This window comes from Actinoplanes sp. NPDC019969 (assembly GCF_055562375.1).
The window spans coordinates 277,064-298,903 of the sequence record NZ_JBVHFK010000007.1; the positions used below are offsets into that span (position 1 = coordinate 277,064).

Genomic DNA, 21,840 nt, shown 5'->3' on the forward strand with positions numbered 1-21,840 from the left:
ACCAAGCGTGTCGAGTTCGGGCGCGTATCGCGCCCGAACTCGACACGCCGGTGTCAGCCCTCGTACTTGAGCCAGACGGCGCCGAGCGGGGGGACCCGCAGCGATGCCGAGGCGTCGAAGCCGTGCCAGGCGATGTGCTCGGCCTCGACGGCGCCCAGGTTGCCGACGCCCGAGCCGCCGTAGATCTCGCTGTCCGTGTTGATCACCTCGGCCCAGCGGCCGGCGCGGGGAAGACCGATGCGGTAGCCCTCGTGCGGCACGGCGGCGAAGTTGACGATGCACGCCATGGTGTCGCCGTTCGGGGCGAACCGGACGAACGAGAACGTGTTGTGCTGCGAGTCCTCGCTGGTGATCCACCGGAACCCGGACGGCGAGGTGTCCTGCGCCCAGATCGCCGGGGTCTCCCGGTACACCCGGTTCAGGTCGGTGACGAGCTGCTTCACGCCGCTGTGCCGCGGGTCGTCGAGCAGGTGCCAGTGCAGGCCGCCGCCCTCGTTCCACTCCAGCTCGTCGCCCATCTCGGAGCCCATGAACAGCAGCTGCTTACCGGTGAAGGCCCACATGAACCCGAGCAGCGCCCGCGTGTTGGCGAGCTTCTGCCACAGGTCGCCGGGCATCTTGCCGGTCAGCGACCCCTTGCCGTGCACCACCTCGTCGTGGCTGATCGGCAGGGTGTAGTTCTCGCTCCAGGCGTACACGGTGGCGAAGGTCATCTGGTGGTGGTGCCACTGCCGGTAGATCGGCTCCTTCTCGATGTACGAGAGGGTGTCGTTCATCCAGCCCATGTTCCACTTGAACCCGAAGCCGAGGCCGCCGAGATGGGTGGGGCGGGTGACGCCGGGCCACGCGGTGGACTCCTCGGCGATCGTCATGACGCCGGGGTGGTGCTTGTAGACGGTCGCGTTCATCTCCTGGAGGAAGCTGATCGCGTCCAGGTTCTCCCGGCCGCCGTACTGGTTCGGCGTCCACTCGCCGTCCTTGCGGGAGTAGTCGAGGTACAGCATCGACGCCACCGCGTCGACCCGCAGGCCGTCGGCGTGGAACTCCTCGCACCAGTACAGCGCGTTGGCGACCAGGAAGTTGCGGACCTCCTTGCGGCCGAAGTCGAAGACGTACGTGCCCCAGTCCGGGTGCTCGCCGCGCCGCCAGTCGCCGTGCTCGTACAGCGGCGTGCCGTCGAACCGGGCCAGGGCCCACTCGTCCTTCGGGAAGTGCGCGGGCACCCAGTCCAGGATCACCCCGATGCCGGCCTGGTGCAGCTTGTCGACCAGGTGCCGGAACTGGTCCGGCGAGCCGAACCGGGACGTCGGGGCGTAGTAGCCGGTGACCTGGTAACCCCAGGAGCCGCCGAACGGGTGCTCCATCACCGGCATCAGCTCGACGTGGGTGAACCCGGTCTCGACGACGTACTCCACGAGCTGGTCGGCCAGCTCGGTGTAGCTCAGGCCGGGCCGCCACGAGCCGAGGTGCACCTCGTACACGCTGATCGGCTCCTGGTGCCAGGACTTGCGCGAGCGCTCCTGCATCCAGTCCTGGTCCTGCCAGTGGTACTCGGACTGGAAGACGACCGACGCGGTGGCCGGCGGGACCTCGGTGTGCTGGGCGAGCGGGTCGGCGTGCTCGCGCCACACCCCGTCCCGCCCGAGGATCTTGAACTTGTACCTGGTGCCGGTGTGGGCGGCCGGGACGTAGATCTCCCAGACGCCGCTGGAGCCGAGCGACCGCATCGGCCACCCGTCGAACGGGCCCCAGCCGGAGAAGTCGCCGATCACCTGCACGCCGCGGGCGCTGGGCGCCCACACGGCGAACGCCACGCCGGCGCCGCGCGGCTGCGCGCCGAGCACCGTCCACAGTTTCTCGTGGCGGCCCTCGCCGATCAGGTGCAGGTCCAGCTCGCCCAGGGTGGGCAGGTGACGGTACGGGTCGTCGCACTCGGTCCCGTCCACGTCGAGCCGGTAGTCGAGCACGGTGCCCGGCAGCTCGGCCGCGAAGATGCCGTCCTCGTGGACCCTGGTGGCCTCGTGACGCTCACCGTCGTGCAGGACGGCCACCTGGGAGGCGCCCTTGCGCAGCGTCCGGATGACGGTGCGCCCGCCGTGCGGGTGCGCGCCGAGGATGGCGTGCGGATCGTGGGTGTCCCCGGCGATCACGCCGTCCATGGCGCGTTTGTCGGCGGCGAGCCGCGCGGTGGTTTGACCGATCATGGTGTTGGGGTGCCCTCCGGGTGTCATCCGACGAGCCGGGCGATCGACCGCAGGGGGATCCGCAGCCAGCCGGGCCGGTGCCGGGCTTCGTACGCGGCCTCGTAGACCGCCTTGTCCAGCTCGTACGCCGCCAGCAGCTCACCGCGTTCCCGCGGGTCGGTGCCTGCCACGTGGGTGTATCCGTCGCAGAACGCCGCCCGGTTGCGGTCCACCCACTCCCGGGCGCGTGCCGCGAGGTGTTCGTCGTCGTCCTGGTCGACCAGCAGCTGATAGGCGGCATACTCGTACGAGCGCAGCACGCCCGCCACATCCCGCAGGGGTGAGTCGGGCAGCCGGCGCTCGTCGAGCGGCTGCCCGGGCTCGCCCTCGAAATCGATCAGCAGCCAGCCCTCGGGGGTCCGCAGCACCTGGCCCAGGTGCAGGTCGCCGTGCACCCGCTGGACCTCGACCTGCTCACCGGTCAGGCCGGTGAAGCGGTCGGTGATGGACGGCACGTACTGCTGCAGCTCGGGCACCGCGTTGGCGGCGGTGCGCAGCCGGGCCAGCACCGCGTCCAGCGGGAACGGCGCCGGGCCGCTGCCGAGCTCGGCGGCCAGGGTGAGGTGCACCGACGCGACGGCCTCGCCGAGCCGGTACGACTCGCCCTGGAAGTCCCCGCCCACCTCGTCGGCGTGGTACGACGCGTCGGCGAACAGGTCCCGCGCCGACGCGGTCGCCATCGCCCAGCCCTCGGCCGAGTTCACCGCGTACTGCGTGACCATGCCGAGCGAGCAGTCGTCGGCGGCGGTGAACGAGCCCATCAGGCGGGCCACGTGCTGGTTGCCGGCCCGGCCGAGCACCCGGTTCAGCTCGATGTCCGGGTTGACGCCGCAGGTGACCCGGCGGAACAGCTTGAGGATCGCGTCCTGGTCGAAGATCACGCTGGTGTTGCTCTGCTCCGCGTCGAACACCCGCGGCCAGGCCTCCAGGGGCAGCGTGATCCCGGGCTCCTTCTCGAACGTGACGTCACCGGCGATCTCCGACCGGTCGACGAGGCCGAGCAGGTACCGCGCGGCCGCCGGGTCGTAGAGGGCGTCGTACCCCACCCGGCCGTCCTCGGAGGTGCCGATGGTGGCGACCGCGCTGTACTCCGGCATCGGCCCACCGCCCCAGCCGACCAGGATCTGGTAGCGCTCGGAGCTGCCGTCGGTGTACTCCACGTCGACGAGGACCAGCTCCAGATCCTCGCCCAGCGGTGTGGCGGACGCCTGTTTGACCGAGGCGAGGACTCGGCTGCGCCCGGCGTACCAGCGCTGTTTCGGTAACCACTCGGCGAAAGGCAGCGTCATTGCTTCTCCTCCGACCCGCACAACTGGAACCAGTAGAACCCGTGTCCCGGAAGGGTCAAAAGATAGGGCAGTTGCCCGATCCGGGGGAAGTTGACATGCCCGGTCAACTCCACCGGGGTGTATCCGTTCCAGTGCTGCAGATTCAGTTCGATCGGTTGCGGGAAGCGCGACAGGTTGTTGACGCAGAGGACCACGTCGTCGCCGATCTCGCGCAGGTAGGCGAGCACCGACGGGTTGGAGCCGCCCAGTTCGCGGAAGGTGCCGACGGCGAACGCCTCATGTCTGCGCCGGACCGCCAGCATGGTGCGGGTCCAGTTCAGCAGGCTGGTCGCGCTGTCCCGCTGGGCCTCCACGTTGACGGCCTGGTAGCCGTACACCGGGTCCTGGTTCACCGGCAGGTAGAGGCGGCCGGGTGTGGCGGTGGAGAAGCCGGCGTTGCGGTCCGGGGTCCACTGCATCGGGGTACGGACGCCGTCCCGGTCACCGAGCCAGATGTTGTCGCCCATGCCGATCTCGTCGCCGTAGTACAGCACCGGCGAGCCGGGCAGCGACAGCAGCAGGGCGGTGAACAGCTCGATCTGGTTCCGGTCGTTCTCCAGCAGCGGGGCGAGCCGGCGGCGGATGCCGACGTTCGCCTTCATCCGCGGGTCCTTGGCGTACTCGGAGTACATGTAGTCGCGCTCTTCGTCGGTGACCATCTCGAGCGTCAGCTCGTCGTGGTTCCGCAGGAAGATGCCCCACTGGGTGTTGTCCGGGATCGGCGGCGTCTGGGCCAGGATCTCCGAGATCGGGAAGCGGCTCTCCCGGCGGACGGCCATGAAGATCCGTGGCATCAGCGGGAAGTGGAACGCCATGTGGCACTCGTCGCCACCCGACTTGGGATCGCCGAAGTACTCCACCACGTCGGCCGGCCACTGGTTCGCCTCGGCCAGCAGCACCCGGCCGGGGAACTCGTCGTCGATCACCTTGCGGCAGTGCTTGAGGAACGCGTGCGTGGCCGGCAGGTTCTCGCAGTTGGTGCCCTCCTCCTCGAAGAGGTACGGCACCGCGTCCAGCCGGAACCCGTCGATGCCCAGGTCCAGCCAGAACCGCAGGACGTCCAGCATGGCCTCCTGGACGGCCGGGTTCTCGTAGTTGAGGTCCGGCTGGTGCGAGAAGAACCGGTGCCAGTAGAACTGCCGGCGGACCGGGTCGAACGTCCAGTTCGACTCCTCGGTGTCGACGAAGATGATCCGCGCGTCCTTGTACTTGTCGCTGGTGTCGTTCCAGACGTAGAAGTCGCCGTACGGACCCTCCGGGTCGTGCCGGGACGCCTGGAACCACGGGTGCGAGTCGGACGTGTGGTTCATGACCAGGTCGGTGATCACCCGGATGCCGCGCTTGTGCGCCGCGTCCAGCAGGGCCACGAAGTCCTCGACGGTCCCGAACTCCGGCAGCACCTTGTAGAAGTCACGGATGTCGTACCCGCCGTCGCGCAGCGGCGAGTCGTAGAACGGTGGCAGCCACAGGCAGTCGACCCCGAGCCACTGCAGGTAGTCCAGGCGCTCGATGAGGCCGCGCAGGTCACCGCCACCGTCCGAGCCCGAGTCGTAGAACGCCCGGACCAGCACCTCGTAGAACACGGCCCGCTGGAACCAGGTCCGGTCCGCCGGAAGCGCCCGGGCATGCCCGAAGTCGTCGGCGGTCGGGTGTTCGACCACCCCGTCCTCGTTGTGGCTTCCCTCGGCCGGATCGTGCTCGCTCGACAGCTCCATACTGGTTCCCCCTACCCCGCCTTGACGACGAAGATGTGCGCCGGTTCGACGTACGGATCGATCCGGACCGCGTTGTACTGACCCCATTCGTAGGTCGCGCCAGTGATCTGGTCGACGACCGTGAAGCGCTCGTGCCAGTCCAGGCCGAGAGCCGGCATGTCCAGCGTGGTGTTGCCCCACTGCACATCGCTGGAGTCGAACGAGCAGATGACCAGGACGGTGTTGCCGGTGTCGGGATCCCGCTTGGAGAAGCAGAGCAGCGCGCCGTTGTCGATCTCGTGGAACCGCAGGTTCCGCAGCCAGTGCAGGGCCGGGTTCTCGTCCCGGATGCGGTTCAGCTTGGTCAGATAGGGCGCCAGCGACCGGCCGGCGCGCTCGGCCGCTGCCCAGTCCCGCGGCTTCAGCTCGAACTTCTCGTTGTCGATGTACTCCTCCGCGCCCGGCCGGGGCACGTGCTCGAACAGCTCGTACCCCGAGTACATGCCCCAGGACGGGGTGAGCATCGAGGCGAGCACCGCGCGGATCTTGAACATCGGCGGGCCGCCGTTCTGCAGCGACTCGTGCAGGATGTCCGGGGTGTTCGGCCAGAAGTTCGGCCGCATCCAGTCGATCGAGGTCAGCAGCTGCTGCATGTACTCGCGCATCTCCTGCGCGGTGGTCCGCCAGGTGAAGTACGTGTACGACTGGGTGAAGCCGATCTTCCCGAGCCCGTTCATCATCGCCGGTCGGGTGAACGCCTCGGCCAGGAACAGCACATCCGGGTCGGTCTCCTTGACCTTGGCGATGAGCCACTGCCAGAAGTTGACGGCCTTGGTGTGCGGGTTGTCGACCCGGAAGATCTTGACGCCGTTGTTCACCCAGTGCATCACCACGCGGTAGACCTCGTCGCGCAGCGTGCGGTAGTCGTTGTCCCAGTTGATCGGGTAGATGTCCTGGTACTTCTTGGGCGGGTTCTCGGCGTACGCGATGGTGCCGTCCGCCTTGGTGGTGAAGAACTGCGGGAACTGCTTGACCCACGGGTGGTCCGGCGCGGCCTGCAGCGCCAGGTCCAAAGCCACCTCCATGCCGAGCTCCTCGGTGCGCTCCCGGAAGAACCGGAAGTCCTCCAGGGTGCCCAGCTCCGGGTGGATCGCGTCGTGGCCGCCCTCGTCGGAGCCGATCGCCCAGGGCGAGCCGACGTCCTCCGGCCGGGCCGTCAGCGTGTTGTTGCGGCCCTTCCGGTTGATCTTGCCGATCGGGTGGATCGGCGGCAGGTAGACCACGTTGAAGCCCATCGCGGCGACCGCGGGCAGGCGCTCCGCGGCGGTCCGGAAGGTGCCGTGCTTGATCGGCGTCGCGTCCGGGCCGACCTCGGCGCCCTCGGAGCGCGGGAAGAACTCGTACCACGCGGAGTAGAGGGCCCGTTGCCGGTCCACCCAGATCGCGAACGAGCGGGTCGTGGTGACCAGCAGCCGCACCGGGTGGTGCCAGAGCAGCTCCTCCAGGTCCAGCGCCGGGGTGACCCGGGCGAACAGCGACTTCTGCTCGTCGCGCAGCGCGGAGGCGGCCTCGCGGACCTTCTCCTCGTGCTCGGCCGGCACCACCTTGGTGGCCAGGTCCAGCACGTCGGCGCCCTCGGCCAGGTCGTTGGCGAGGTCCTCGGCGCCCTGCCCGGCGCCGATCTTCTTCACCACGGCGTCGCGCCACGTCCGGTACGGGTCGTCGAAGGCCTCGATGGTGAACGTCCACCGGCCGACCCGGTCCGGGCGGACGGTGGCGTGCCACTGGTCGAGGCCCGGCTCGCCCGGCGTCATCCGGGTGAAGGGCTGGGACTCACCGTCGGGGCCGCGCCATACCACGTTGACGCCGAGGGCGTGGTGACCTTCGCGATAGGACACCGCCGAGACGGGAAGAAGTTCGCCGACCACCGCTTTCGCGGGGTATCGGCCACCGGAAACAGCCGGTGTCACGTCTTCGATGGGGAAGCGACCGGTCATGATCTCCACCGTAGTCAGAGGGGGGTCGGAGGACTCGGCGACCGGGAAAACCACCGCCGTCGTCTCTATGACTTCTCCGCAGTGGAGTTTTTGAAACGGCCGATCGCCGCTGTCCTCAACCTACCGGAGAGGGGCGGCCGCGGCGCATGCGGACGCGGCCGCGCGCCGCCGGAAAACACGACAATTTCACCTGTACGCAACACTCGTTCATCTCGCACCACCCGGCGCCTCCCCGGGAGTGCGTCGGTTGCCGTGCGTTGCCATCGGGGAACCCCGCTCAAGGCCGGGCCCGGGTCACCGAAACAACCCTCGACGCAAGCCGAACGGCGAGCGCCTGAGGGAGGAGACCTACGTGCCCGGACCGTCCACCGCACTGTCCCCGGTTATCGCCGCCAGCACCCACTGGCTGGCGCGGGCCTACCCCGGTGGGGAGTCCAACACGGTGGCGCACACGCTCGCCGAGCTGCAGGCCCGGCAGGCCATCACGGTCGCCGCCTGGCTGCGGTACCCGACCGAGATCGACGCGGCGCTGGTCGCCATCGCCGGCCCGGGCGGATCGGCGATCCTCGACTGGAAGGCCGGCAGCGAGCCCGAGGACGAGTTCGCCGACGGCGAGGGCTGGCGCACCTGGGTCGACGAGGTCGTGGTCAGCTGGGCCGCCTGCCTGCTCGCCGACCCGCTGCTGGCCCGCCGCGGCGTCGACTCGGTGATCGCCGCGATCCCGGTGCCCGACCAGCGCCCCCGCCCGCACGCCCGCCGCCCCGGTGGCCTGCCCACCGAGTTCCGCCGGCTGCTGCAGCCGGACGCCCGGGACCGGGAGGCCGCCGCGCTGCTGCGCCACCCCGACCTGCTGGAGCCGATCGCCGCGATGCACCGCGACCAGCTGCTCTATCTCCTGGACGCCGAGCAGGACCGCACCCCCCTGGCGGCCTGAATTCGGCACACCCCTCCCGAGGGTCCCCGCTCACATCGGTGATCGGGGACCCGCCGGAACGGGAGGGCCGAAGGCCGCAGGGCCGGCACCACCCTTGTCCTCCTGGGTGCCGGTCCTGCGGCCTTCTCGTGTGTCGAGTTGCGGCGCGTATGACGGCCGAACTCAACACGCCGGGTTTATGCCAGGCGGGCCGGGAAGCCGCCGGTCGCCAGCGGGCCCCACGACTCGATCGTCACCCGGATCAGGCACTTGCCCTGGTCACGCATGGCTTGGCGGTACTCGTCCCAGTTCGGGTGCTCGCCGGAGATGCACCGGAAATAGTCGACCAGCGGCTCCACCGCGTCCGGCAGGCCGATCACCTCGGCGACGCCGTCGACCTGCACCCACGGCCCGTTCCACTCGTCGGACAGGACGCAGAGGGTGACCCGGGGGTCGCGGCGGATGTTAGCCACCTTGGCCCGCTCGGGGTAACTGGAGATGACGATGCGGCCCTCGGGGTCGACGCCGCACGTGTTCGGCGAGGACTGCGGGCGCCCGTCCTTGCGGGTGGTCATCAGGATCGCCCGGTGCCGGGGCCGCAGGAACTCGATCAGCTCGGCCCGGCCGACGGCGGTGTTCGTCGCGATGGTGCGTGCCATGACGGGCAGCCTCTCAGCCGTGGGCGGCGGGTTCGGCGGCGTCCACCGCGATGGCACCGGGATGACCCGACGCCTGGTGGGCGGCGATCGCGGCGCCGATGATGCCGGCGTTGTTGAGCAGGGTCGCCGGGACGATCGGGGTCCGGATGTCCAGCAGCGGGAAGAACTTCTCCGACTTCTTGCTGACGCCGCCGCCGACGATGAACAGCCGGGGCGCGAGCAGCATCTCGACGTGGCGCAGGTAGCGCTCGACCCGGGTGGCCCACTGCTCCCAGCTCAGGTCCTCGGTCTCCCGGATGCGGTCGGAGGCGAGCAGCTCGGCGTCCGCGCCGTCGATCTCCAGGTGGCCGAACTCGGTGTTCGGGATCAGGGTGCCGTCCAGGAACAGGGCGCTGCCGATGCCGGTGCCGAAGGTCAGCATCATGATCAGGCCGGACTGGTCGTGACCGGCCCCGAACGCCACCTCGGCCACCCCGGCCGCGTCGGCGTCGTTGAGCACCGTCACCGGCGTGCCGAGCCGCTCGCTGAAGAGCCGGGCGGCCGGCGCGTCGAGCCAGGACTTGTCGACGTTGGCCGCGCTGCGGGTCACCCCGTCGACGACCACGCCGGGGAAGGTGACGCCGATGCTGTCGAAGTCGCCGAACTTGGCCGCCACCTCGGCGACCGACTCCACCACGCTGTCCACGTCCGCCGGCTGGGGGGTGGGCACGCGGAACCGCTCGCCGAGCAGCTCGCCGCGGGCCACGTCGACCGGCGCGCCCTTCACTCCCGAGCCGCCGATGTCGATGCCGAGGATGGTCATCCGTCTTCCGTTCTGCCGGTGCCTGCGCTGTTCCGCGCCCTGCTGTCTACCACGCGGGTACGACGGTGAAACGCGCGCTTCCCGGCGGTGAACCCGCGGGCACCATAGGATGAATTCGTTCCGTGACTACCCCGTTCACGCAATGTCACTCATACTTTCGGCTGGGCGGGGCTAGGCTTCTCGGTTAGCGTTGCACTTCAGAACGGTCGCCGCGTGCGGGCACGGCTCTCTGCCCGCTGATGGAGGACCACCAGCATGACCCTGTTGCAGACCAGACAACATCCCGGCCACACGGTGCCCGGGACCAGCGCCTCGGAGCTGCTGGCCGCGATGGCCGCCGCTCCCGAGGGCCGCCGGCGGGCCCGGTTGCGGGACCGCGCGATCGAGGCGTGGCTGCCTCTCGCCCGACATCTCGCCCACCGCTACTCCGGCCGGGGCGAGCCCACCGACGACCTCGTCCAGACCGCCACCGTCGGCCTCATCAAGGCCGTCGACAAGTTCGACCCGGAGCGTGGGGTCGACTTCGCCGGCTATGCGATCCCGACCATCATCGGCGAGATCAAGCGGCACTTCCGCGACCGCACCTGGTCGGTCCGGGTGCCCCGCCGCCTGCAGGAGCTGCGCCTGGCCATCACCGAGGCCAACGCGACACTCACCCACTCCCTCGGGCGTTCGCCCCAGGTCGCCGACATCGCCGTCCACCTCGGGATCACCGAGGAAGAGGTCCTCGAGGGCCTGGAAGGCGCCCGCGCCTACAACGCGACCTCCCTGTCCACCCCGATCAGCGCCGACGGCACCACCGAACTCGGCGACACCCTCGGCGGCGAGGACCACGAATACGAGATCGCCGAGACCCGCGTCGCCCTCGGCCCGGCCCTGGCCACCCTCGACGAGCGCGAGCAGAAGATCCTGACGCTGCGCTTCTACGGCAACCTCACCCAGAGCCAGATCGCCGACCAGATCGGCATCTCCCAGATGCACGTCTCCCGCCTGCTCACCAAGGCGCTGACCAAGCTGCGCCGGCAGCTGGCCGCGGAGATCTGACCCCACGCACGGGAAGACCCCGCGGGCCGACGGCCCGCGGGGTCTTCCCGTGCGCTCACTGGGCGCCGCTGGCCTGCCAGTTGAGGCTGATCAGCAGCGAGCGGGCCTGGTCGGCGACCTCGGCGTCGGCGTGCACCTCGTAGGTGGCGGCCTGCAGCGAGCTGCGCGACGAGAAGTCGCGGCGGCCACCGGTGGCGGCGTGCGCGATGGCGCCGAAGATCGCGCCCCACACCGCGCCGATGAGCACCGTGGTGAGCAGCACCGCCAGCCAGCCGGAGTTGCCGAACAGGCCGAAGAACAGGCCGATCAGCAGACCGAACCAGGCGCCGCTGGCGGCCCCCGCCGCGGCCGCGCGGGCCGTGGTCAGGCGGCCCAGGACGTTCTCCACCAGGCGCAGGTCGGTACCGACGATCGAGGTCCGCTCGACCGGGAACTTGTTGTCCGACAGGTGGTCCACGGCCTGCTGGGCGAGGGCGTACTCGGGGTAGGTGCCGACGACCACGGTCGGGCCGGTGGCGATGCCGGTGCCGGTGGTCTGCGCGGGCAGGCTCGGCACGGCGCCGGCGGGTCCGGGCGGCACCGGCGGCTGCGGGGCGCCGGGGGAGGCGGGAGCGGTCACTTCGGGTCTCCTTGGGAGGTGGGGGCGGTGGGCTCGCCGGCGGTCAGGCGCACCCAGACGATGAAGGTCACGGCGACCGCGGCGACGATGCCGGCGGCGCCGGTGAGGAACGCGAACCGGCCGGAGACCAGATCCGGGAGCGGGCGTTCGGACAGGGCCACGGCGCCCATGCCGAACAGGGCGGTCGCGGTGGCCAGCGCGGCGGCGATCCCGAGGACCACCATGACCAGCCGGTTCGGCAGATGGATCGCGGGGGCCGGGCCGGTGCGGCGCAGGCGTACCGCGAAGACCGCGAGCGAGCCGCACGCCAGCACGATGAGCAGGGCGGCGATCACGTCGCTGGGGCGGTGCCACTCGGCCCAGACGGTGGCCACCGCGACGATCGCCACGTAGCCGGCGCCGACCAGGCCGACAGTGCCGCGCAGCGCCCGCGGGAAGACCAGCACCAGCACGAACGCCGCCGAGGCGGCGGCCGTGGCATGGCCGCTGGGCCACGAGTTCGGCGCCGGGAACCCGTCCAGGAGCGGCCGCTCCAGGCCCGCCTTGAGCTGCTGGGTGATCACGTTCGCGGCGATCACCAGGAAACCCGACGCGATGGCCAGGTCCCAGCGGCGGCGCAGCACGCCGAAGGCGGCGGCCGCCAGGCACACCAGGGCGAGCACCGCCAGGCGGGTGTTGTCGAGGGTACGGGTGAGCACCTCGCTGACGCCCTGATGGTGGAAGTCGCCACCCCGCAGCGCCGCGGTGTCCACCTCCTGGCCCAGCGCGGTGCCGATGAACAGCCGGTGCACGGCGTAGGCGCCGGCCGCGGCCACCACCGTGACCAGTAGCGGGGTGAACCTGTGCCACGTGCTGCCCGGCGCTTTCTCCGGGGCGGCAACCGGGCGGGACGCGACGGCCGTCATCGGACCTCCTGCCTGTGTGATGTCGACACGCGCTTTCCCCGATCGCCCGATTTCCAAGCACGCCCTGGTGATGCAACGTGCCCGCACCCGTTCCCGAGCCCGGCCCGCAACGCCGGGGACGGATCTTCGTGTGACGCCGGCGGAGACACGCCGACGGAACGAGGGGACGTTCTTCATGACGCACACCACCCGACGACTGCTCAGCAGCGCGCTGCTGGTGCTCGCCGCCGGGGCCGGGGCGACGGCCGCCCCCGTCGCGGCGTACGCGGCCGGGGTCTCAGCGACCATCGACGTCAGCAAGGAGCTCAAGGTGCGATCGGCGCCGAGCCTGACCGCGGCCGTGGTCGGCACGCTGCGCAAGGGCCAGAAGGTGTCGATCGACTGTTCGGTGACGGGCCAGCAGGTGCGCGGCAAGGTGCGCACCTCCGCCCAGTGGGATCGGCTGACCAACGGGCGGTACGTGGCGCACGCCTACGTCCGGACCGGCGCGGCCGTCGTGGACTGCGCGAAGAAGGCGGCCGAGAAGTCGTTCACGCCCGGCGTGGTCCGTACCGCCGACGGTGTGGTGAACGTGCGCCGGGGCCCGTCGACCCAGGACGCGATCGTGACCAGGCTGGCCGACGGCGCGGTGCTGAAGCTGGTCTGCGGCGTGCCGGGCGCCACCGTGCGGGGCACCGTGCGGACCAGCGCCCAGTGGGACCGCCTCGACAACGGCGGCTGGATCGCCCACGCCTACGTGGTGTCCGGCGCGGTGAAGGCGTGCCCGGCGGGCCCGCCCGCGCCCACCGCCCCGGTCACGCCGGCGCCGTCGCTGACGCCGGAGGAGTTCATCAAGGCCGCGGTGCCGGGCGCGCAGCAGGGCTGGCGCGAGTACGGTGTGCCGCCGTCGACCACGATCGCCCAGGCGATCCTGGAGTCCGGCTGGGGCCGCAGCGGCCTCTCCTCGGTGGACCGCAACTACTTCGGCATCAAGTGCCAGCGGGGCTCGTACGGCCCGCACGCCAGCGGCTGCCACGTCTACAGGACGACCGAGTGCGACAAGGCCGGGAAGTGCTTCCCGTTCGAGGACGCGTTCCGGACGTACGCGTCGATGGCCCGCTCGTTCCGCGACCACGGCCACTTCCTGAAGAGCAACAAACGGTACGCACCGGCCTTCACCTACACGAAGGACGCGAACCGGTTCATCTGGACGGTGTGGAAGGCCGGGTACGCCACCGACCCGAACTACTACACCAAGGTCACCAAAATCATGGCCAGCTACGATTTGTACCGGTACGACACCTGGAAGTAGTTCGCGGCCTACGCTTTTCCGGGTGGGGCGATCGAGAGACGGAGCGCGGCGGGCCACCGGTCCGCTGCTCTCCGTTTCCGTGCTTCTGGCCGGCCTCGTCGCCACCGTGCTGTCCGCGGCCACCCTGCGGTCGGCGCAGTCGGACACCGCGAACCGGGTGATGGACCAGCGGCACGAGATGGCCCTCGAGGCGATCCGGACGGAGACCGGCCGCTACCGCGGGATGCTCGACACCCTGGCCGCCGGCATCGCCAACGACGACGCGCTGACCTGGGACGAGTTCGACGTGGCGACCGCGCCGCTGGCCGACGCGGCGCTGATCGGCGCGGCCCCGGTCGCGTTCGTGGTCGCGGTCCCGGACGCGGACGTCGCGGCCACCCAGCAGCGCTGGCGCGACCGCGGCGCCACCGGGCTGACCCTGCGCCCGCAGGCGGGCCGGGCCGAGCACTTCTTCGGCGTCTTCGCCCGCACCCTCGACGAGTCGGATCAGCAGGGCCCCATGGGCGCCGACCTCGCCACGGTGGAGCCGCTCGCCACCACCCTGCGGACCGCCCGCGACATCCGGCAGACGACAGTGTCGGACGCGTACGTGTTACTGCGGGACCGCACCAAGCCGGCCGCCCAGCAGCAGCAGTCGTTCGCCTTCGCCGTCCCGGTCTGGACCCGGGCGAACACCCCGGAGTTCCGCGGCTGGGTGGTCTCCGCCCTGCGCGGCGGCACCTTCCTGCACGACATCCTGACCCAGGTGGGCCAGAGCCAGATCTCCGGCGACCTGATCTCGGTCGACAGCGACGGCACCCGGCACCCGGTGGCGAGCTGGGGCGGCCCGGGCGACCCCGGCCTGTACCGGTCGGATCCGCTGCGGATCGCCGACCGCGAGTGGATCCTGGAGACCCGCGGCGACTCCCGGCACCTGGCCGGTGCCGGCTGGTACCTGCCGGCGGTCACCCTGGCCGGCGGCCTCACCCTCACCGCCCTGCTGGCCTGGCTGGTGTACGTGCTGGCCACCGGCCGGGCCCGGGCCCGGCTCCGGGTCGAGCAGGCCACCGCCGAACTGCGCGCGGCGGAGGCCGAGAGCCGCCGCCAGGCCGTCCTGCTCGGCGCGATCATGACGACGATCAGCGACGGGGTCAGCGTGGTCGACTCGCGCGGGCGGCTGCTGATGGACAACCCGGCGGCGCGGCGGCTGCTCGGCGTCGCCGAGAGCGTCGACGACCCGGCGGGCTGGCAGCGGCACTACGGCGTCTACCGGCCGGACGGCCGGACCCCGCTGCCGACCGCGGAGATGCCGCTGATCCGGGCCCTGCACGGCGAGCCGACGGACGGCGTCGAGGTGATCATCCGCAATCCCGGGCATCCGGACGGGGTGCTGCTCAGCATCGACGGGCGGCCGCTCGACCCGAGCGCCGGCGAGCACGGGGCGGTCGCGGTGTGCCGGGACATCACCGAGCTGCGCCGGTACGAGACCGACCTGTCGATCTTCGCCGGGGTGGTGGCGCACGATCTGAAGGCCCCGCTCGCGGTGGTCCGTGGCCACGCCGACCTGGCGCTGGACGATCTGCCCGACCTGCCGGAGGCGGCCGGGGCCCGGGACGGGCTGCGGCGCATCGTGCAGGCCGTGGACCGGATGGACACGCTGATCGAGACGATGCTCGGGTACACCACCGCCCGGCACGCGCCGCTGCGCACCACCACCGTCGATCCTGCGGAGCTGGCCCGGGAGATCATCACCGACCGGATCACCGGACTGGGGCCCGACCGGCCGGTCCCGTCGTGGTCGGTCGGGCCCCTGCCCGAGGTCCAGGCCGACCCGGCGATGCTCCGGCACGTCCTGGACAACCTGATCGGCAACGCCATCAAGTACGTACGGCCCGGCGCGGCGCCGTACGTCGAGGTGGTGGCCGGCCCGGCGGAACCGGGCCGGGTGCGGATCGAGGTCGCCGACGCCGGCATCGGTATCCCGGACGCCGACAAGCCGTACGTCTTCGAGTCCTTCCACCGCACCGAGACCGCCACCGCGAACTATGCCGGCACCGGTCTCGGCCTCGCCATCTGCCGGCGCATCGTGCAGCGGCACGGCGGCGAGATCGGCGTCGAGGACAACCCCGGCGGGGGCACGCGCTTCTGGTTCACCCTGCCCGCCCCGACGCACACGGAGGAAGCCATGACCGAGAAGCCCGCCGGCGACGAGGCGGTCCGCGAGGCCCTGGACCGGGCCCTGGCCGAACGGGCCGCCATCATGGACGCGGCCCGCCTGCCCGGCCTGGGCGCGCAACCCGACGAGGCGCCGGACCGGCCGCGCGTGCCGGAGCGCCCTACGACTCCGAGGTGACCCGGGGTGGCAGGAGCCGGCTGATCAGCGCCAGCAGCTGGGCCGGGGCGAACGGCTTGAGCAGGGTCGCCGACGCGCCCGCGTCCTCGGCCAGCCCGTCGCCGGGGATCAGCGAGCCGCTGGCCACCACGACCGGGATGTGCCGCAGGTCGTCGTCGGCCCGGATCGCCCGGCACAGATCCAGACCGGTCATGTGCGGCATGTCGACGTCCGTGACGACCAGATCCGGCCGGTGCTCGCGGACCGCCTGCAGGGCCGTGGCGCCGTCCGCGGCGGCCACCACCCGGTGGCCGGCCCGTTCCAGCGAGCGCTTCAGCACGTACCGGATGTCGTCATGATCCTCCGCGACAACGATCACCGTTGACCTTCTTCCGCCTGCGGTTCGATCCTTACTCCGTCTTCTGAAATATCGAATGAGGACGCCGGGCGACACGGGGTGGCCGTTCGGCGTCTTGACGCGACGCCGGTGTCAACCTGAGGGTGAACGCCGTGCGATCTGAAGTGGACATCGACGGCAGCGGCTCCGGCGAGCGGCGGGGCGGCCGGTTCCGGCGGATGCCGGGGTGGAAGAAGGCTCTTCTCGGGCTCGGGACCCTGGTGCTGCTGGCCGGCGGCGGGGTGACCGGCGGCGGGTTCTATCTGGTCAACCGCTACGAGGGCAAGGTCCAGCGGGAGAGCCTGATGCCGCAGGTGTCGCGTGAGGAGGCCGAGCAGTCCCAGCAGAACTGGGAGTCCGGCCCGCTCAACCTGCTGCTGCTCGGTTCCGACTCGCGGGCCGGCGAGACCGGCGGTGACAGCTCCGGCGGTCAGCGCTCGGACACCATCATGCTGGTGCACATCTCCCGGAACCGCGACAGGGCGACCATCGTGTCGATCCCGCGGGACAGCTACGTCCCGGTGCCGGCCGGCGGCTCCTGGAAGGGCGGCAAGAACAAGATCAATGCGGCGTACGCGTTCGGCGGCGCCGCCCTCACCGCCACCACCGTGCGGCAGCTCACCGGGGTCACCCTGGACGGGGCGATGATCGCCAACTTCGCCAGCATCCGGGACCTGGTCGACGCGGTCGGCGGCGTCGACGTCTGTGTCCCGTACGACGTCCGCTCCACCTTCTCCACCCGGGTGTGGAGGACCGGCTGCCACGACCTGAACGGCGACCTGGCCGAGGAGTTCATGCGCCAGCGGTACGAGGTGCCCGGCGGCGACTTCGGCCGGATGTACAACCAGCAGCTCGTCGTCAAGGCGATCATCGCGAAGGTCGCCGCGGACGGCACCCTCACCGACCCGCTGAAGCTGGACAGCCTGATCGGCATCGCCGCCGACTCGCTGACCGTCGACCACGACCTCGACCTGCGTGACCTGGCGTTCGCCGTGAAGGGCATCAGGCCCTCCGCCATGTCGTACGCCACCGTGCCGTACACCTCGGCGAACCTGAGGACCCCCGCCGGGACCGCGGTGCAGCTGGACCCGGCGCGGTCCGCGGCGATGTTCGCGGCGATCAAGGACGACACCATCGATCAGTGGCTGGCGGCCAACCCGCAGCGGACACCCGGAAGCTGAGCGGCGTTAATCACCAGGCGTTCCCGGCCGGTTGCGCCTATCCTTGGCCCGCCATGTCGACATCGCCTGCCACCAGCACCACAGAGCTGCGCTCCCAGATCTCCGAGCTGCTGCCCCGCGACCAGCGGCGGCTCCAGCGCCGTCTCGACGGGACGAAGCGGATCCGTGACGAGGCGGCGAGATCGGCCGCGCTGGCCGAGATCGCCGCCGAGGCCGGCCGGGCGCGCACGCGCCTGGAGAGCCGGATCGCCTCGGTCCCGCGCATCACCTACCCCGAGGGCCTGCCGGTCAGCGCCCGCAAGGACGACATCGCCGCGGCGATCCGCGACCACCAGGTCGTCGTGGTCGCCGGCGAGACCGGCTCCGGCAAGACCACCCAGATCCCGAAGATCTGCATCGAGCTGGGCCGGGGGATCCGCGGCCAGATCGGGCACACCCAGCCGCGCCGGATCGCCGCCCGGACCGTGGCGGAGCGGATCGCCGAGGAGGTGGACCGGCCGCTCGGCTCGACCGTCGGCTACAAGGTGCGGTTCACCGACCAGGTGAGCGACGACACCATGGTCAAGGTGATGACCGACGGCATCCTGCTCGCCGAGATCCAGAACGACCGCATGCTGTACCGGTACGACACGCTGATCATCGACGAGGCGCACGAGCGCAGCCTCAACATCGACTTCATCCTCGGCTACCTGCGCGAGCTGCTGCCGAAACGGCCCGACCTCAAGCTGATCATCACGTCGGCGACGATCGAGACCGAGCGGTTCGCCCAGCACTTCGCCGCGGCCGACGGCACGCCGGCGCCGGTGATCGAGGTGTCCGGCCGGACCTACCCCGTCGAGGTGCGATACCGGCCCCTGCTGACCGCCACCCTCGTCGAGGACGACGAGATCCGTGAGGAGCCGATCGACCAGATCGACGGCATCGCGGCGGCCGTCGGCGAGCTTCCGCGCGACGGCGACATCCTGGTCTTCCTCTCCGGCGAGCGGGACATCCGGGACACCGCCGACGCGCTCGGCAAGCTGAACCTGCGCGGCACCGAGGTGATCCCGCTCTACGGCAGGCTGTCCGCCGCCGAGCAGCACAAGGTCTTCGAACGGCACAGCGAGCGGCGGGTCGTGCTGGCCACCAACGTCGCCGAGACGTCGCTGACGGTCCCCGGCATCAAGTACGTGATCGACCCCGGCACCGCCCGGATCAGCCGGTACAGCCACCGGCTCAAGGTGCAGCGGCTGCCGATCGAGCCGGTCTCGCAGGCCAGCGCCAACCAGCGCAAGGGCCGCTGCGGCCGCACCTCGGACGGCATCTGCATCCGGCTGTACTCGGAGGAGGACTTCGAGCAGCGGCCCGAGTTCACCGAACCGGAGATCCTGCGCACCAACCTCGCCTCGGTCATCCTGCAGATGACCAACCTGGGGCTGGGTGACCTGCAGAAGTTCCCGTTCATCGACCCGCCGGACCGGCGCAACATCACCGACGGCATCAAGCTCCTGGAGGAGCTCGGGGCGCTGGAGGACCGCAAGCTCACCCCGATGGGCCGCCAGCTCGCCCAGCTGCCGGTCGACCCGCGGCTGGCCCGCATGGTGATCGAGGCCGACCGGCAGGAGTGCCTGGCCGAGGTGATGGTGATCGCCGGGGCGCTGTCGATCCAGGACCCGCGCGAGCGGCCCGCCGACAAACAGCAGCAGGCCGACGAGAAGCACGCCCGGTTCATCGACAAGGAATCGGACTTCTTCAGCTATCTCAACCTGTGGCGCTATCTGCGGGAGAAGCAGCAGGAACTGTCCGGCAATCAGTTCCGCCGGCTGTGCCGCAGCGAATTCCTGAACTATCTGCGGGTCCGCGAATGGCAGGACATCTACGCGCAACTCAAGCAGGTCGCCCGTACCCTCAATCTCTCCCTGAAGGAGGACTGGGAAGCGGGCGTCGCGGCACAACCGGTGCACACCGCATTGCTCGCGGGTCTGCTCAGCCACATCGGCATGAAGGACCAGGAGAAACGGGAGTACATCGGGGCGCGCGGCGGCAAGTTCGCGATCTTCCCGGGATCGGCCCTGTTCAAGCGGCAGCCCCGCTGGGTGATGTCGGCGGAACTGGTCGAGACCAGCCGGCTGTGGGGCCGGGTGAACGCCCGGATCGAGCCGGAATGGGCCGAGAAACTCGCGCCGCACCTGGTCAAGCACAGTTACAGCGAACCGCACTGGGACCGCAAGATGGGCGCCGTGATGGCGTTCGAGAAGGTCACCCTCTACGGATTGCCGATCGTGCCGCGGCGCCGTGTCGGCTATGCCCGGGTCGATCCGGTGGTGTCCCGGGAACTGTTCCTCCGGCACGCGCTGGTCGAGGGTGACTGGGAGACCCACCACAAGTTCTACGCCGAGAACCGGCGGCTCCTGGAGAAGATCACCGAGATCGAGAACCGGGCCCGGCGGCGCGACATCGCCGTCGACGACGAGACGGTGTATGCGCTCTACGACGCCCGGATCCCGGCGGAAGTGGTGTCCGCCCGCCATTTCGACGGCTGGTGGAAACGCGCGCGGACGGAGAACCCGGATCTGCTGACGTTCACCCGGGAGGACCTCGTCGTCGCCGGGCGGGACACCGTCGATCCGCAGCAGTTCCCGGACGCGTGGATCTCGGCCGGCGTGAAGATGCCGCTGTCCTACCACTTCGAGCCGAACGCGAGCGACGACGGCGTCACCGCGCGCCTCCCGCTCGAACTGATCAACAAGGTGGACGCCGACGACTTCGGCTGGTCGGTGCCCGGCTTCCGCAAGGACGTCGTGATCGCGCTGATCCGGGCCCTGCCGAAACACCTGCGCACCAGCTTCGTGCCGGTGCCGGACTGGGCCGAGGCGGTCCTCGACCGGGTGCCCGCCCGGCGCGGCCCGCTGCCCGACGCCATCGGCAACGAGCTGCGGCGTCTCACCGGGACCATCGTGCCGCGCGACGCGTGGCGGCCCGACCAGGTGCCCGACCACCTGCGGATGAACTTCCGGATCGTCAACGAGGCCGGCGACATCGTCGCCGAGGGCCGCGACCTGGAGGTCCTGCGGCGGCAGCTCGCGCCCAAGGTGCAGGCCACCATCTCCAAGGCGGCCGGCAACCTGGAACGGCGCGGCATCACCGCCAACGACTTCGGGGCGCTGCCCCGCAAGGTCGCCCAGGTCCGCGGCGGGTACGAGGTCAACGTCTGGCCGGCCCTCGTCGACGAGGGCGACAGCGTGGCGATCCGGGTCTTCGAGGACGAGCCGTCACAGCGGGTCGCGATGGCGGCCGGCACCCGGCGGTTGCTGCTGCTCACGTTGCCGCCGGCGGCCCGGTTCCTGCAGGGGCGCCTCGACAACCGGGCCAAGCTGGAACTGTCCCGGCAGAACCCGTACCGGTCCATCGCCGAACTGCTCGACGACTGCGCCGGCGCGGCGGTCGACCGGCTCGTCGCCGAGGCCGGGGGGCCGGTGTGGTCATCGGTGGAGTTCGCGTCGCTGCGGGACACCGTGCGGCAGGACCTGGTCGACGCGGTGGCGAACGTGGTCACCCAGGTGCAGGCGGTGCTCGCCACGGCGTACGACGTCGAGCAGCGCCTCAAATCGCTGCGCGACCCCGCCCTGCTGCCCGCCCTCGCCGACATCCGGCAGCAGCTCAAGGGCCTGGTGCACGCCGGGTTCGTGACCGAGACCGGCTGGCGGCAACTGCACCACATGCCCCGCTACCTGCGTGGCATCGTGTACCGCCTGGACCGTCTCGGCGGCAGCCTCGGCCGGGACCGGCAGCTCACCACCCAGATCCACGAGATCGAGTCGGAGTACCGCGAACTGCGCAACTCGGCGCCGGCCAACGGGCCCGCCGAGGAGGGGCTGCGGGAGATCCGGTGGATGATCGAGGAGCTGCGGATCAACTACTTCGCCCAGTCCCTCGGGACCGCGTACGCGGTCTCCGACAAGCGGATATTCAAGGCGATGGACTCGCTGCCGCTGTAAAGGGTTGCAGGTCGGTGCGCCTGTGGTGCCGTTCGGTCACGCCTCTGTCGTGGCCGTCCGGCGCACATTAGGTTTCTCGGCATGACGAACGAGAACCTCACCTTCGCCGCTCCGATCGCCGCCGTCCGCCCCGCCCGGGCCTACCTCGACGAGATGATGGCCCGGGTCGGGGTCGACGGCCTGGCCGCCGCGTTCGCCGAGCCGGCTCTGCTGGCCCGCCTCGACCAGCACGCCGCCGCCGTCCGGGACGCGCTGCGCGACGCCGGCCGGGTCGCCGACGCGGAAGGGCTTGCGGCGTACGCCCGGTCGATCGCCGCCGGCGCCGTCCGGATGGGCCGCCCGCTGCCGGAGCCCGGCTTCGCCCCGATGTCCGGCGCCGAGTGGCTGGCCGCCGGGTTCCCGCTGGTCCGGCTGGTCGCGATCTGCCTCATCGCGGAGACCGAGGGCCTGCTGTAACCCCGTCGGACTACATTCGGTGC

16 protein-coding genes are annotated in these 21,840 nt (G+C 70.8%); 7 read left to right on the forward strand and 9 right to left on the reverse strand.

What is annotated here, in order from left to right; genetic code table 11:
* Window positions 1-53: 53 nt before the first annotated feature.
* The 4 genes from glgB to ACZ3II_RS22460 all read right to left on the reverse strand — a co-directional run bounded on the left by glgB (window position 54) and on the right by ACZ3II_RS22460 (window position 7,262).
* Window positions 54-2,159 carry a 1,4-alpha-glucan branching protein GlgB gene (gene glgB / locus ACZ3II_RS22445; RefSeq protein ID WP_465519878.1) on the reverse strand — a complete coding sequence of 702 codons (2,106 nt, stop codon included), beginning with the start codon at window positions 2,157-2,159 and terminating at the stop codon, window positions 54-56.
* Window positions 2,160-2,227: 68 nt separating this feature from the next.
* The gene (locus ACZ3II_RS22450; protein ID WP_465519650.1) at window positions 2,228-3,532 is read right to left on the reverse strand and encodes a maltokinase N-terminal cap-like domain-containing protein; all 1,305 of its coding nucleotides are present in this window, start codon (window positions 3,530-3,532) and stop codon (window positions 2,228-2,230) included.
* On the reverse strand, window positions 3,529-5,286 hold the full coding sequence (treS, locus tag ACZ3II_RS22455) for a maltose alpha-D-glucosyltransferase (RefSeq protein ID WP_465519651.1): 1,758 nt from the start codon (window positions 5,284-5,286) through the stop codon (window positions 3,529-3,531). Before treS ends, ACZ3II_RS22450 begins: the two co-directional genes overlap by 4 nt.
* 11 nt (window positions 5,287-5,297) lie before the next feature.
* Window positions 5,298-7,262 (reverse strand): alpha-1,4-glucan--maltose-1-phosphate maltosyltransferase, encoded by a 1,965-nt coding sequence (locus ACZ3II_RS22460; protein ID WP_465519652.1) that lies wholly within the window; start codon window positions 7,260-7,262, stop codon window positions 5,298-5,300.
* Window positions 7,263-7,614: 352 nt separating this feature from the next.
* On the opposite strand from ACZ3II_RS22460, the gene ACZ3II_RS22465 reads away from it, so the two are divergent.
* Entirely contained in the window at window positions 7,615-8,196 is a 582-nt protein-coding gene (locus tag ACZ3II_RS22465; protein ID WP_465519653.1) for a hypothetical protein, read from the forward strand.
* Window positions 8,197-8,372: 176 nt separating this feature from the next.
* Here ACZ3II_RS22465 and ACZ3II_RS22470 read toward each other — a convergent pair whose 3' ends face one another.
* Window positions 8,373-8,834: a PPOX class F420-dependent oxidoreductase gene (locus ACZ3II_RS22470; RefSeq protein ID WP_465519654.1), complete on the reverse strand. Its 462-nt coding sequence runs from the start codon at window positions 8,832-8,834 to the stop codon at window positions 8,373-8,375.
* Window positions 8,835-8,847: 13 nt separating this feature from the next.
* Window positions 8,848-9,636 (reverse strand): polyphosphate--glucose phosphotransferase, encoded by a 789-nt coding sequence (gene ppgK / locus ACZ3II_RS22475; protein ID WP_465519655.1) that lies wholly within the window; start codon window positions 9,634-9,636, stop codon window positions 8,848-8,850.
* Window positions 9,637-9,891: 255 nt separating this feature from the next.
* Here ppgK and ACZ3II_RS22480 point away from each other — a divergent pair, with 255 nt between their 5' ends.
* Entirely contained in the window at window positions 9,892-10,680 is a 789-nt protein-coding gene (locus ACZ3II_RS22480) for a SigB/SigF/SigG family RNA polymerase sigma factor (RefSeq protein ID WP_465519656.1), read from the forward strand.
* A gap of 55 nt (window positions 10,681-10,735) precedes the next feature.
* Here the strand turns inward: ACZ3II_RS22480 and ACZ3II_RS22485 are convergent, their stop codons facing one another.
* Together ACZ3II_RS22485 and ACZ3II_RS22490 are read right to left on the reverse strand one after the other, a co-directional pair.
* Entirely contained in the window at window positions 10,736-11,299 is a 564-nt protein-coding gene (locus ACZ3II_RS22485) for a YflT domain-containing protein (protein WP_465519657.1), read from the reverse strand.
* Entirely contained in the window at window positions 11,296-12,204 is a 909-nt protein-coding gene (locus ACZ3II_RS22490) for a phosphatase PAP2 family protein (RefSeq protein WP_465519658.1), read from the reverse strand. The genes ACZ3II_RS22485 and ACZ3II_RS22490 overlap by 4 nt, the downstream gene beginning before the upstream one ends.
* A gap of 175 nt (window positions 12,205-12,379) precedes the next feature.
* Here ACZ3II_RS22490 and gsmA point away from each other — a divergent pair, with 175 nt between their 5' ends.
* Both gsmA and ACZ3II_RS22500 read left to right on the forward strand, forming a co-directional pair.
* Window positions 12,380-13,495: a sporangiospore maturation cell wall hydrolase GsmA gene (gene gsmA / locus ACZ3II_RS22495; RefSeq protein ID WP_465519659.1), complete on the forward strand. Its 1,116-nt coding sequence runs from the start codon at window positions 12,380-12,382 to the stop codon at window positions 13,493-13,495.
* A 22-nt stretch (window positions 13,496-13,517) separates the two neighbouring features.
* Window positions 13,518-15,827 (forward strand): ATP-binding protein, encoded by a 2,310-nt coding sequence (locus ACZ3II_RS22500; RefSeq protein ID WP_465519660.1) that lies wholly within the window; start codon window positions 13,518-13,520, stop codon window positions 15,825-15,827.
* Here ACZ3II_RS22500 and ACZ3II_RS22505 read toward each other — a convergent pair.
* The gene (locus ACZ3II_RS22505) at window positions 15,811-16,185 is read right to left on the reverse strand and encodes a response regulator (protein ID WP_465519661.1); all 375 of its coding nucleotides are present in this window, start codon (window positions 16,183-16,185) and stop codon (window positions 15,811-15,813) included. The two genes, ACZ3II_RS22500 and ACZ3II_RS22505, sit on opposite strands and share 17 nt — an antisense overlap.
* Before the next feature lie 131 nt (window positions 16,186-16,316).
* Here ACZ3II_RS22505 and ACZ3II_RS22510 point away from each other — a divergent pair, with 131 nt between their 5' ends.
* From ACZ3II_RS22510 to ACZ3II_RS22520, 3 genes are all read left to right on the forward strand, one after another.
* On the forward strand, window positions 16,317-17,384 hold the full coding sequence (locus ACZ3II_RS22510) for an LCP family protein (protein ID WP_465519662.1): 1,068 nt from the start codon (window positions 16,317-16,319) through the stop codon (window positions 17,382-17,384).
* A 53-nt stretch (window positions 17,385-17,437) separates the two neighbouring features.
* The gene (gene hrpA / locus ACZ3II_RS22515) at window positions 17,438-21,361 is read left to right on the forward strand and encodes an ATP-dependent RNA helicase HrpA (RefSeq protein WP_465519663.1); all 3,924 of its coding nucleotides are present in this window, start codon (window positions 17,438-17,440) and stop codon (window positions 21,359-21,361) included.
* 81 nt (window positions 21,362-21,442) lie between these two features.
* On the forward strand, window positions 21,443-21,817 hold the full coding sequence (locus tag ACZ3II_RS22520; protein ID WP_465519664.1) for a DUF6401 family natural product biosynthesis protein: 375 nt from the start codon (window positions 21,443-21,445) through the stop codon (window positions 21,815-21,817).
* The last annotated feature ends 23 nt before the right edge of the window (window positions 21,818-21,840 follow it).

Bases quoted from the DNA above. Each gene is read 5' to 3' on its own strand.
- glgB (WP_465519878.1), bottom strand. From the start codon at position 2,159: ATGGACGGCGTGATCGCCGGGGACACCCACGATCCGCACGCCATCCTC.
- gsmA (WP_465519659.1), top strand. From the start codon at position 12,380: ATGACGCACACCACCCGACGACTGCTCAGCAGCGCGCTGCTGGTGCTC.
- ACZ3II_RS22450 (WP_465519650.1), bottom strand. From the start codon at position 3,532: ATGACGCTGCCTTTCGCCGAGTGGTTACCGAAACAGCGCTGGTACGCC.
- ACZ3II_RS22460 (WP_465519652.1), bottom strand. From the start codon at position 7,262: ATGACCGGTCGCTTCCCCATCGAAGACGTGACACCGGCTGTTTCCGGT.
- ppgK (WP_465519655.1), bottom strand. From the start codon at position 9,636: ATGACCATCCTCGGCATCGACATCGGCGGCTCGGGAGTGAAGGGCGCG.
- ACZ3II_RS22480 (WP_465519656.1), top strand. From the start codon at position 9,892: ATGACCCTGTTGCAGACCAGACAACATCCCGGCCACACGGTGCCCGGG.
- ACZ3II_RS22470 (WP_465519654.1), bottom strand. From the start codon at position 8,834: ATGGCACGCACCATCGCGACGAACACCGCCGTCGGCCGGGCCGAGCTG.
- hrpA (WP_465519663.1), top strand. From the start codon at position 17,438: ATGTCGACATCGCCTGCCACCAGCACCACAGAGCTGCGCTCCCAGATC.
- treS (WP_465519651.1), bottom strand. From the start codon at position 5,286: ATGGAGCTGTCGAGCGAGCACGATCCGGCCGAGGGAAGCCACAACGAG.
- ACZ3II_RS22520 (WP_465519664.1), top strand. From the start codon at position 21,443: ATGACGAACGAGAACCTCACCTTCGCCGCTCCGATCGCCGCCGTCCGC.
- ACZ3II_RS22490 (WP_465519658.1), bottom strand. From the start codon at position 12,204: ATGACGGCCGTCGCGTCCCGCCCGGTTGCCGCCCCGGAGAAAGCGCCG.